General features: G+C 41.4%; 9 protein-coding genes and 1 pseudogene. 5 read left to right on the top strand and 5 right to left on the bottom strand.

Features of this window, described 5'->3' with window-relative positions:
- Nucleotide 1 precedes the first annotated feature (1 nt).
- The 5 genes and pseudogenes from FQ082_RS03165 to pilG form a co-directional block, all read right to left on the bottom strand.
- On the bottom strand, nt 2–907 hold the full coding sequence (locus FQ082_RS03165) for a CheR family methyltransferase (RefSeq protein ID WP_262498139.1): 906 nt from the start codon (nt 905–907) through the stop codon (nt 2–4).
- Between the two features lie 258 nt (nt 908–1,165).
- Nucleotides 1,166–2,170 (bottom strand): annotated as a pseudogene (locus tag FQ082_RS03160) (methyl-accepting chemotaxis protein); the annotation flags it as partial.
- A 526-nt stretch (nt 2,171–2,696) separates the two neighbouring features.
- Nucleotides 2,697–3,227, bottom strand: a complete 531-nt coding sequence (locus FQ082_RS03155) for a chemotaxis protein CheW (protein ID WP_149492009.1) — start codon at nt 3,225–3,227, stop codon at nt 2,697–2,699.
- Between the two features lie 3 nt (nt 3,228–3,230).
- Entirely contained in the window at nt 3,231–3,593 is a 363-nt protein-coding gene (locus FQ082_RS03150; protein WP_011514415.1) for a PleD family two-component system response regulator, read from the bottom strand.
- 165 nt (nt 3,594–3,758) lie between these two features.
- Nucleotides 3,759–4,136, bottom strand: a complete 378-nt coding sequence (gene pilG, locus FQ082_RS03145) for a twitching motility response regulator PilG (protein ID WP_011514416.1) — start codon at nt 4,134–4,136, stop codon at nt 3,759–3,761.
- A 659-nt stretch (nt 4,137–4,795) separates the two neighbouring features.
- On the opposite strand from pilG, the gene FQ082_RS03140 reads away from it, so the two are divergent.
- The 5 genes from FQ082_RS03140 (at nt 4,796) to FQ082_RS03120 (ending at nt 11,088) form a co-directional block, all read left to right on the top strand.
- The gene (locus tag FQ082_RS03140) at nt 4,796–6,040 is read left to right on the top strand and encodes an efflux RND transporter periplasmic adaptor subunit (RefSeq protein WP_188018901.1); all 1,245 of its coding nucleotides are present in this window, start codon (nt 4,796–4,798) and stop codon (nt 6,038–6,040) included.
- 286 nt (nt 6,041–6,326) lie between these two features.
- The gene (locus tag FQ082_RS03135; protein ID WP_011514418.1) at nt 6,327–7,049 is read left to right on the top strand and encodes a response regulator transcription factor; all 723 of its coding nucleotides are present in this window, start codon (nt 6,327–6,329) and stop codon (nt 7,047–7,049) included.
- 137 nt (nt 7,050–7,186) lie between these two features.
- On the top strand, nt 7,187–9,289 hold the full coding sequence (locus FQ082_RS03130) for a sensor histidine kinase (RefSeq protein ID WP_149492008.1): 2,103 nt from the start codon (nt 7,187–7,189) through the stop codon (nt 9,287–9,289).
- A gap of 322 nt (nt 9,290–9,611) precedes the next feature.
- Nucleotides 9,612–10,382, top strand: coding sequence for a methionine ABC transporter ATP-binding protein (locus FQ082_RS03125; RefSeq protein ID WP_011514420.1), 771 nt, complete (start codon nt 9,612–9,614; stop codon nt 10,380–10,382).
- 19 nt (nt 10,383–10,401) lie between these two features.
- On the top strand, nt 10,402–11,088 hold the full coding sequence (locus FQ082_RS03120) for a methionine ABC transporter permease (protein ID WP_011514421.1): 687 nt from the start codon (nt 10,402–10,404) through the stop codon (nt 11,086–11,088).
- Nucleotides 11,089–11,225 lie beyond the last annotated feature (137 nt).

Raw genomic sequence — 11,225 nt, 5'->3', positions numbered from 1 at the left:
TTTAGGTACTGATTTTTTGCCACGCATTGAGATGTGGGTGCGCAATACGGCGCATATTTGAAGGACGCCAAAATAGCGCCTCACCTGGAGCCAATATAATATAACCACCTAAGGCGCATTGTTTTGATAATCGAGCTAAAATATCACGCTGATCAAACTTGCGAAAATATAGCAGCATATTTTGACAAACAATCACCTGTTGTAGATGTGCGGTAGGCGGTTTTTCATCCATAATATTGTGTAAAGCAAAACGGACCTGCGATTTTAACGTTGCTGTGACCTGCCAGTAGCCATAGCTACTACTTGCCGTGGTTCTATTTAGATAAGTGTTACCAATACTCGCTTCGTCAGCCATGATTGCTGGTGATAATGGTTGCACAAACTGCTGACAATATGGCGGGATTAATGATTGCTGTTTAGCGTCATATTGACCCAATCGCGCCTTTGCTAGTACTTGTTGACTGACATCTGTACCCAAGATCGTGTAATTGCTCAATTGCTTTGCAGCCAAACTCATTGCCAGAGACCACGTCTCTTGTCCGCTCGCGCAGCCCACACTCCATATGTGAAACATCTCACTAGTATCAGCATCTATCCGCTTGCGGCGCTGATGCTGCTCTGCACATTCTGTGACAAAATTGATAGAAGGCAGATGACGGAAAAATCGGCTTTCATGTATCAATACTTTATCAAGCAAATGCTGGCGTAGCTCATTGTTAAACGGCAACTGCTGCCACAACTGGATGGTAGTCAATCCATAAAACAATGCCGTGTGAATCACCGCATTTTCCAACCAATTACATTGAATATTAGGTAAAATAAAACCAATCTCACACTCTATATAGCGTTGCCACTGTCTAGTATCAAAATAATCGTCATGCCGTATCATTTTCACATTATCTTGCATGAGGCTGTCTACGGATATAGCTTCAATTATATGAATGCTATTACTGCCTTTTTTAATATGATGATTCATGTGACCTGCTATTAATGTTGCTGCTCCAAATTTTATAATGTCTGTTTAGAGCAGCAATTTGGTTCACATTTCCATAGGAAAAATCATAGCTATTATCGACAGTTATCACATACTGGCTGAGACTCTCTCATCCATATCGAGATATTCATGATCCATGCTTTCATGATTCAACTGCTCATCATCATTTGATATTTTAAAGCCGGTGACTGATTCTTGTAGTGCTGCAGCCATTTCGCTTAGCTCACCAATAGAACGTGCGGTCGCCATCGTACCAGAAGACGTTTGAGAGGTAATATTTTGAATAATGTTCATAGTATGAGAAATATGACCTGCCGACTCTGCCTGTTGCAGAGCAGCATTTGAAATATTCTGAATGAGATCCGCCAAAGTATTAGAAACAGTTTGCACCTCTTCTAGTGCTTCACCCGCATCTTTTGCTAAACGTGCACCACGTACAACCTCAGAAGTGGTTGATTCCATCGACATAACCGCTTCACTGGTGTCTGCCTGAATGGTTTTTACCAACGTTTCAATCTGTTTGGTTGCATTTGCCGAACGCTCAGCAAGACGCTGAACCTCATCAGCAACAACCGCAAAGCCTCGTCCTGCTTCACCTGCCATCGATGCCTGAATCGCTGCATTTAATGCCAAAACGTTAGTTTGGTCTGCAATATCATTAATCAAACCAACGATATCACCAATTTCCTGCGAAGACTCACCAAGACGTTTAATACGTTTTGAGGTTTCTTGAATCTGATCACGGATAACGTTCATACCTTCAATAGAGCGCTGTACTACTTCTGCTCCATTGTAAGAGATGGCAACCGAACGCTGAGCAACCGTTGCAGATTCTGCAGCGTTATTCGAAACTTGGTCAATAGATACCGTCATCTCATTAATAGCCGCAGATACACCAGCGATTTCTTGTGCTTGATGCTCAGAGGCTGCCGCAAGCTCGACTGCATTCATCTGTGTTTGCTCTGATGACTGCGAAACGCGATCTGCGGTACTGTTAATAACCAGTACCAATTGGCGTAATTGGTCAATAGCAAAGTTAACAGAATCGGCAATTGCACCCGTGAAGTCTTCTGATACTGTTGCATTAACCGTCAAATCACCGTCTGCCAAATCACCCAACTCATCAAGTAGGCGCAAAATAGCAATCTGGTTACGCTCGTTTTCTTCTTGGATTTGGCGCGCACGTTCAGACTCAGCTTCCGCTTCTTGACGACGACGTAAGGTCTCTTTTTCGATAAGGAGACGTTCTGAGCCACCGCGCTGCTGTAGCAACTTATAAAAAGCGAAAAAGATACCCAGTACACTGAGCACAAAGACAACTACCGGTATTATGACAGCCTGATTAAAATCGGTTAAATACTCACTGACCGAGGATATGGCATTGATCAGCGCCAATAGAGCACCCATAGCCACTAGAGCACAACCGCCTAGTAGTAGTTTCCATTGACTGTTTGCATTTGTCGCGGCTTTATTTACACCGCTTACAGGGTTATTTATAGCATCACTCATCGCACTTATTCCTTTCAAACAATCATCAAAGTCTTATTGTGACTGACTCTGAAATCATAGTGTTATCAAAACAACCGTGATGAACAAAGCCTGTATGAATGCTGACACACTACCGGATCATGTCAGCTATGATTCTTCTGCCATCGTTTTAATGAACACCTCATGATCAAACATGACGGGTCATTAAAGACAGTTATATTGCAGCATCGGTATACTGTAGATCCTGTGTCAGTAAGCTTGGCATAAACACATACCAATCTTGTTCATCTTTGAAAAATTTGCCATGGTTATAAGGTGCAAATGGCGAATTCGGTTCAATGGCTTCTGGACGATATTGGTCTTGAGTAAACTGCTCGATACCAATCACTTGGTCAACAAGCAACCCTGAAAACACATTATCATGGTCGATGACCATGACTTTACGCTGACTCATTTGCGCTAACCGACTGGGCACTTGTAAAAATCGAGACAAATCGGTCAACGGCAGTAAACGCCCACGAATATTAGCAATACCAAGCATCCAAGGCTTTACTAAGGGCACGCTGGTATATTCTGGCATGGATAATACTTCTGCTACTTGACCCATTGGCGCAACCAAACGTTGACCGCCAATCTCAAATACTATCCCTTGCCAGTCAAATTCTTGTCCGCCGCGGCGTCCGCTTTTGCGCGAACGTGCCATATCTGCTATACGCAGAAGCTCAATAAATCCTCTCGATGCCACAAGCTACTCCATTACTTTACGAATGATCTGAACCAGACCGCTTTCATCAATAGGCTTGGTAAGATACTCTTTTGCGCCTTGACGCTTGCCCCATACACGATCGGTTTCTTGATTTTTGGTACTGATCATAATGATAGGAATATGTGCTGTTGCCTTGTCACGAGTGATTTTACGAGTTGCTTGAAAACCATTCATTTCAGGCATGACCACATCCATCAAAATGACGTCTGGTAGATGAGCAATGGCCATCTGGCAGCCTTGTTCACCATTGGTCGCTTCCAATACTTGATAGTTATTTTTAGAAAGCATGTCGCGAAATTTCGCCATCTCAGATGGTGAATCGTCAATGACTAATACAGTAGTCATAGTTATTTCCTTTATTTTCGATGATATCTGTTAGATATATAGTGTTAAAACAAACCGATTGAAGTAATATTTAATGCTGAACTGAATGCACATTACTGATTATGACAACAATATTTTATCGTTATATGAAAAAGTCTTGACCACTTTTTATAATCATATTACAGATTAACGATACTGATTAATTGCCTCAAAAAGCTCATCCTTACTAAACGGTTTGGTCAGATATTCATCAGAACCTACAATACGTCCACGGGCTTTATCAAATAAACCATCTTTAGATGACAACATAATCACAGGTTTACTGGCATAGTCAGGGTTATTTTTAATCAAGGCACAAGTTTGATAACCGTCCAAACGTGGCATCATGATATCCACAAAAATAATATCTGGATTGTGGTCGACAATCTTAGCCAAGGCATCAAATCCATCAATGGCAGTGACAACTTCACAGCCCGCTTTTTGCAGCAAGGTTTCTGCGGTACGGCGAATGGTTTTTGAGTCATCAATAACCATTACTTTTAAACCATCAAAATTATTTTCCATTCTTATTGTCCTATTAACGACTGTTTATTCATTACGCGATATGTTCACAGTACTACTCACGCGTAGTACTGTTTACTCACAATGAATTATCTTAGTATGTTGGGCGTTATGCTAAATTTATTACAGCGTTATTATAGCCATAAATTCAATGATTACTCATACTCTGCAACCATTAATTATCGCAGGCAAATTTAATGAATAATGTAATCGAATCCTCTGTCAATAAACGAGTATCTCTTATTCAATATTGCTTGCTATAAAAACAGCTGAATATCTAGTCTCATCAAAAATCTACTATATTGAAAACCGAAACAATCAACCAAGTCGCAAGTGAATAGCCTCGTTGTTAAATGTCGTCTTTCCAATCGTAGCCATTATATAGAACCAGCACTCATCTTACTGAATAATTTACCTTTGTGATAAAAATGTATCAATATATTTTGATATGTTCGTTTTAGCACAGTTACCAGCCATTATCCAGTAATTAGTGAAATTATGTTCTAAATTTAGCCACTTAACGACTATTCTCTATATAAAAACGGCATTTTACAGCGTCTCATCTAGCGCTTAAAAAAACCAGTTAAACACAATCTGATAGAACCATTTCCCATACTTGTAATTCCCTATATAATAAAAAGTCGTTTATGATGGTGATTGGTATGACATTTTTTATGCGCTCGCTGCATTACATGCGTTTTATATGCTTACAGACTGCGCCGTTAAAAAAGAGCGTCTATATACTGAGCGCCCTATTTCTTATCGCCTGCCAGCCAACATCTCCTACCGAAGTATTGAGTAGCGACAATAATGAGCCAGTTGATATACCACTCATTAGTACCGATAGTGTCACCATCACACCTGATCATATTTTAAGCATCAAACCTACCCGTTATCAGCCCAGCCTTGGCTTACAAGGTCGTATCGAACCTATCAAGCAAATCAACCTTATGGCAGCGCAGCCGCTGACGGTAGAGCAAGTATTAGTCAGTGACAACCAATGGGTGAAAAAAGGTACGCCACTACTCACGGTTCAACGTCAGGAAATTTTAAACAAAGCGATAGGCTCGGATGATACTGAAACCAATATAGAAGCAGAATTAAATACAACTGCTAGTAAGGCTGATGGATCTAGCACTTCTGACAATACTAGCCAGACCTCTGTCTTAAATAAAAAACCTAATGCTAGTATTGATAATAAGACAATGCCAACGCAACCTGTTATTGATGATAATAGAGCCGAGCTTGCTAGTAATAGCAAAGACAGAACAACGGCAAAGCAGTCCTCTGATTTAATCACATTGCGTGCCCGCTTTTCAGGACGCGTAGAGAATCTGTCGGTGCAAGCTGGACAAAAGATAGAAGATCAAACAGTGTTATTGAAGCTCAGTGACGAAACGGAATTGCATTTTATCTCAACGTTGCCGATTGAAGCTGAATCGCAAATTTCTGTCGGTCAAACTGTCAACTTTACTGCCGAAGATAGAGTGGATAAATTTACCGGTCAGGTCAGTAAAGTGCAGGCGGTAAAACAACCGATGCAGCTTTTGGTCTATGTGAATGTGATCAACAATGAAGTCAGTCGCAATCAGCTAGCGCCTGATATGCAAGTCACTGGCAGAGTTGACTACGGGCAGATAGAAGTGGGTACTATTGTGCCTAAAATTGCCTTACATAATGTTGACTTGACACAAATACAGGTGCCGCCTTACAAACCGCTGCGTTCTTTGACTGCCAATATCTGGATTATAGGACAAGACCAACGCTTAACCCGCCAGCCTATTGAAGTGATTGAGTACGATCCACTGACCAAACAATATTTAATCGCAGGTATCAGTAGTGACAGTTTGATTTGTTTGGCGAACTTACCCATTGAATCTAAAGGCAAAAAAGTAGTGGTGTCATAAGTACAGAGACATGCAGTTACATTGTGTAGAAACATTAACAAAGCACGCCTTGTTTAATAACATCCTGTTTAGGCAATATAGCGTATTATGGATAGTACGAATTGCATACTTTTATTGCATACTTTTATTGCATAGCATTAAAGCATGGCTTGTATCTATAGATGCTTATACTTTACAGGTTTGTAATATGAGCATTTGGGATAATTGAAAACTAAGGGCAGACGCCACTTTTATAAATTGTAAAAGTGCATTAAGACAAATTATAACAACAACTAGAGGAAACATTATGAGTAAGCAGATTTTGTTAATTGAAGATGATCCAGATTTAGCAGAATTAATCAGTGATTATCTGACCATGAATTATTATGATGTGCATCATGCAGGTCTTGGTCAAGAAGGTCTGGATTTATTAGATACTAAAGAGCGTGATATTGACTTGGTAGTACTTGACCTCATGCTACCCGACATGGATGGTATGCAAGTTTGCCAAAAAATCCGTGGCAATAAAAACAATATGACCAATAAAGTGCCGATCATTATGTTGACGGCAAAAGGCGATACCACAGACCGCGTATTGGGTCTTGAGATGGGCGCTGATGACTATATTGCCAAACCGTTTGAGCCGCGTGAACTGCTAGCCCGTATTCGTGCGGTTATTCGCCGCCATGAGCAGCCAAATCAAGCGGACAGTCAGTCAGACAGCTTAACTTTTGGTCGTTTGAGCGTGTTCCCTGACAGTCATGAAGTGACTATCGATGATTTACCTGTACGTTTGACAACGCATCAGTTTCAATTGCTGCATTATTTTGCCACTCATTCAGGCAAAGTATTAAACCGCGAGCAATTGTGGCAAGCTATGCCAAATGATGACAGCTCAGACAATATTGATCGCGCCATTGATGTACATATCTCGCGTCTTCGTGCATTGATTGAAGACAATCCCCGTCAACCAAAGCGTATTATTACAGTGCGCGGCGTCGGTTATCAGTTTGCCACTGACCAAGTGTAGTCAGTAGTAAACTGTTGGTAAATAAACAGTCAAACAGCTTTAAAATAGTTCATTAAAAGGGGTATCATATGTATGATAACCCCTTTTATGTTTGACCATATAAAGTGGCATAAGTTTTTGATAATAGAGATTATTTAATGCAGCAATTGGGTTTTCGTTCCGTATTTGCCAAGCTATTTGCCAGTGTCATGCTGGCGCTTATCTTGTTTGCTGTTGCGATGGTATTATTGACACAGCTGGTACATGATAAAGATGCGGGCATTCGCTCAGAGGTATTGGCAACGCAAATTTTAGGACAGATCGATCCTTTTTTGCATGAGCTAAATATCGCAGTTAGTAAGGAAAATCGCCTACAATCGCGTTTTATGCTAGCCGTAGTCAAAAAAAGCTTCGATATCTTTGATGAGTCATTGCAGGCAAAAATGGGCTTATATGACAGCGAAGGTCATCTGCTGATGCAAACAGATAATAGCGATTTGCCGCTAGAGCTTCCTGCTACGCCTTCTTTGTTCTCACGTGTTTTCCCCTCTTTTGCAGAAACGTCACCAACCAAGCAAGCACAGGTTTATAGCAGTACTGGCTATACGCTATTATATGAGTCACGCTTGCCACCCAAAAAGCCGGTTCTCTCTGCGGCGCTTAACTTATTTACTGGCACGCTCTTATTGCTACTTATTATGGCAGGCGTCCTTTGGTGGATTGCCCGGACCATTACTTGGCGTATTAATCAGATGAGTCTACAGATGGCTCAGCTTGGCGATGGCGACTTTACCGTACGGGTAAATGCACGCGGCAATGATGAAATCGCCTCACTGGCACGTGGATTTAATCAAGCAGCACAAAAGATTGAACACCTTATTGATGCCAATAATTTATTACTTGCACATGCCTCTCATGAGCTGCGTACGCCCATAACACGTATTCGCCTACAGATTGAGATGATGGACATGCTGACAGGTCCATTGCCAAGTGACAACAAAGCCAAGTTTGATAAGCGCGCTCAAGCCATTAATCGCGACCTCTCAGGTCTCAATGATTTGGTTGAAAGCATTCTATTAGTGAGCCGTTTGGATGCTGGTCACGCCTTACAGCAAGTTGAAAATTTAGATTTATATGATTTGGTGAATCAAGAACGTCAACACTATCCTGAAGCAACGTTAATTGGTGAACACATCGTAATTGACGGTCAATCATCAATGCTCACCCATTTAATTCGCAATCTATTAACCAATGCCATGCTGCATGGAAAACCCCCAGTCACTGTGTTGCTGTATGGCGTGCAGACCCTTGAAGAAGCTGAAGACATCCCTGATTTTTTATTGCAGACAGTCCTATGCAGTAGCTTTATAGACTATAACAGCTCAGACTTTTATTCTGATGAGTCATCTTATAGTACAAATCCGCTTGCTCATCAGCAAGATACCGTATCAGAGCCGAATAATTCTATTAGCGCAGCGCTTCCAAAGCCGAAAGCAGCAAATAGTGAGTCTGTAGTTATATTACCAGCACCAGCTATTTATCAAAATGGTGAAAATTTGGTGAATGATGCTCATACTAGTACTGACAATGAATCTGATAATACTGTGAATCAAGATAGCGATAGTACTATTTTAGAGCAAGTAGAGCCTATTAATACGAGCGAGACACTTGAAAAGGTTGGTAATTCTTCATTGTTTGATAATTATCATAGTTTTACATCAGATTTGACCGATAAGCTAAAGAAAGTGATGTGGCGTGCTGTGCCTGAGAAGCAACGGTCTTCTGAAGATCATGACCATGCTATTGATGACATCTCTGGTAAAAATGCTATCAATAGCAATAAAGAAGATGCCAATAAAGTGAATAAAAATAGTGATGTGGCGATAAAAGAAAGTGATAAAGCAATTGATAAAGAAAGTCCTGAAACGTCAAATACCACCCGTAAAGAAAGCCTATTTAGCAAACATCTCAAAAAATCTAAACCGGAGCCAACACGTCCGCTTCCGAAGTATGTGGTATTGGCAGTGATTGATGAGGGTGATGGCATCCCTGAAAATAAACGTGAAGAAGTTTTTAGTCCCTTTGTACGTTTGCAGCAAAAAAATAAAGGCTCAGGTCTTGGCTTGTCCTTAGTATCACAAATTGTCACCGCCCATCAAGGAAGAATCACTACTGACACTATCAATGGTCACACGCGATTTTTGGTGGTATTGCCTGTTAAACTCGATCCGCATTACCATCATCATGACAATCGTGACTGATTTTATTCATTCATATCATAAACAAACTTTCAGAAGTGCTATAGGATAAGAACTACAAGCCTTTAGCATGCATAGCGATCAATAAGTCAGAGAAATATACCATAATGACAGCCTACCTATTTCATTCTATATATCTTGATATTGACTAAGCTAAGTTCAAAGTCAATCATCGATGCCTGTATCAAAAACCTTGCATAATATGCTATATTAGCGCCCCTTATTATGGGGTTATCGAATGTGGTTTTAACTCAACTGCTCAGCAGTCAGAGAGACGACGACCACTTTATAACCACTAAAACATTTATTGAATTTTGAGCCTTCCATGAGTGACATGATTGTCTTAAACGATGTGACCAAGAGTTTTTTGAGTGACCGGTCTATAAAAGATAAAAACGGCAAGCCGCATTGGTTTACTGCTGTCGAGCCGACGTCACTAACCGTCCAGCAAGGTGAGATTTTTGGCTTGATGGGCTATTCAGGTGCGGGTAAATCAACGCTTTTACGCCTGATTAATTTGCTTGAACGTCCTGATTCAGGTCAAGTAATTATCGATGGTACAGACCTGACTTCTTTGTCTGCCAGTGACTTGCGTATCGCCCGTCACAATATCGGTATGATTTTTCAGCAATTTAATCTGATGTCTAATCGCACCGTCTTTGACAATGTGGCTTTTAACTTAACGGTTGCAGGCTACCCTCGCGCTGATATTCATAAGCGTGTCATGGATTGTTTAGACATCGTTGATTTAACCGACCGCGCTAGCCACTATCCTGCGCAGTTGTCAGGCGGACAAAAACAGCGTGTTGGTATCGCCCGTGCGATTGCGCCAAGCCCAAAAGTACTCCTTGCTGATGAGCCAACCAGTGCGCTCGACCCTGCCACTACGCGCAGTTTGTTGACTTGCTTACGTGATATCAATGAGCAGCTTGGCGTCACTATCGTCATTGTAACTCATGAGATGAGCGTCATTCGCAGACTATGTGACCGTGCAGCCTTGTTACATCAAGGACAATTGCTCGAAGTAGCAGACATCCGCGATGGTCTCATTCAGGCCACCACCCCAATTGGCAAAGGCTTAGTCCACGAAGACTAATGAGGCAGGAGAAATAAACATGATAACCGGTGCAGAATTATCCGCCTCGATAGACAAGCTACTCGCGCTGCGTAAAGAGATTTGGCAGGCATTTTTAGATACTTTTATTATGCTTGGTATCTCAACGACAGTTGCCATTCTTATCGGTGGTCTGTTTGGCGTCTTCTTGTTTTTATCCAGTGATCGGCAGTTTTTACAAAATAAAACGCTCTATGCTGTACTTGGTGGCATCACAAACTTTATGCGTGCCTTTCCATTCGTCATTTTGATGATTGCCATGAGTCCCTTTACCAAAGCTATCGTCGGCACTGGTATTGGTCCTATCGCCGCATCATTGGTGCTTGCGATTGCTGGCTCATTTTACTTTGCGCGCTTGGTTGAGCAAAACTTACGTGAAGTGCCGCGCGGTATTATTGAAGCAACTGAATCGATGGGCGCCCGTCCCTTTACCATCATCAAAGTACTGCTTAATGAAGCACGCTCTGGCTTGGTCTTGTCCGTGACCATCCTTTGTATCAGCTTGCTCTCTTTTTCAGCAGCGGCTGGTATGATTGGCGGCGGCGGTTTAGGTGATTTGGCAATTCGATATGGTTACTATCGTTATCAGACTGAGGTGATGGTATTCATTGTCATTATGCTGTCAATCATGGTCATCGGTATTCAAGCCTTAGGAAATTGGGTCGCGACTCGATTAGATAAACGTTAAAAACCTGTGATCACTTGGCTCATTGAAGTTAGATATTGATGATTGAGTGATGCTTGATATGAATAGTTTACAGGGTCTAATGCTGATTCATCCTAAGCAAATGCTTGACTTTGTAACTGATTCCCTTTAATTTTGAT

The organism is Psychrobacter sp. ANT_H56B (genome assembly GCF_008369245.1).
In the GTDB taxonomy this organism is placed as follows: Bacteria; Pseudomonadota; Gammaproteobacteria; order Pseudomonadales; family Moraxellaceae; genus Psychrobacter; species Psychrobacter cryohalolentis.
The sequence above is the reverse complement of the archived record's forward strand: the minus strand, read 5'-3'. Positions and strand labels throughout refer to the sequence as shown.

What these genes read in the sequence shown, in the direction of transcription:
- FQ082_RS03165 (WP_262498139.1), bottom strand. Translation starts at nt 907, where the DNA reads ATGCAAGATAATGTGAAAATGATACGGCATGACGATTATTTTGATACT.
- FQ082_RS03150 (WP_011514415.1), bottom strand. Translation starts at nt 3,593, where the DNA reads ATGACTACTGTATTAGTCATTGACGATTCACCATCTGAGATGGCGAAA.
- pilG (WP_011514416.1), bottom strand. Translation starts at nt 4,136, where the DNA reads ATGGAAAATAATTTTGATGGTTTAAAAGTAATGGTTATTGATGACTCA.
- FQ082_RS03140 (WP_188018901.1), top strand. Translation starts at nt 4,796, where the DNA reads ATGACATTTTTTATGCGCTCGCTGCATTACATGCGTTTTATATGCTTA.
- FQ082_RS03135 (WP_011514418.1), top strand. Translation starts at nt 6,327, where the DNA reads ATGAGTAAGCAGATTTTGTTAATTGAAGATGATCCAGATTTAGCAGAA.
- FQ082_RS03130 (WP_149492008.1), top strand. Translation starts at nt 7,187, where the DNA reads ATGCAGCAATTGGGTTTTCGTTCCGTATTTGCCAAGCTATTTGCCAGT.
- FQ082_RS03125 (WP_011514420.1), top strand. Translation starts at nt 9,612, where the DNA reads ATGAGTGACATGATTGTCTTAAACGATGTGACCAAGAGTTTTTTGAGT.
- FQ082_RS03120 (WP_011514421.1), top strand. Translation starts at nt 10,402, where the DNA reads ATGATAACCGGTGCAGAATTATCCGCCTCGATAGACAAGCTACTCGCG.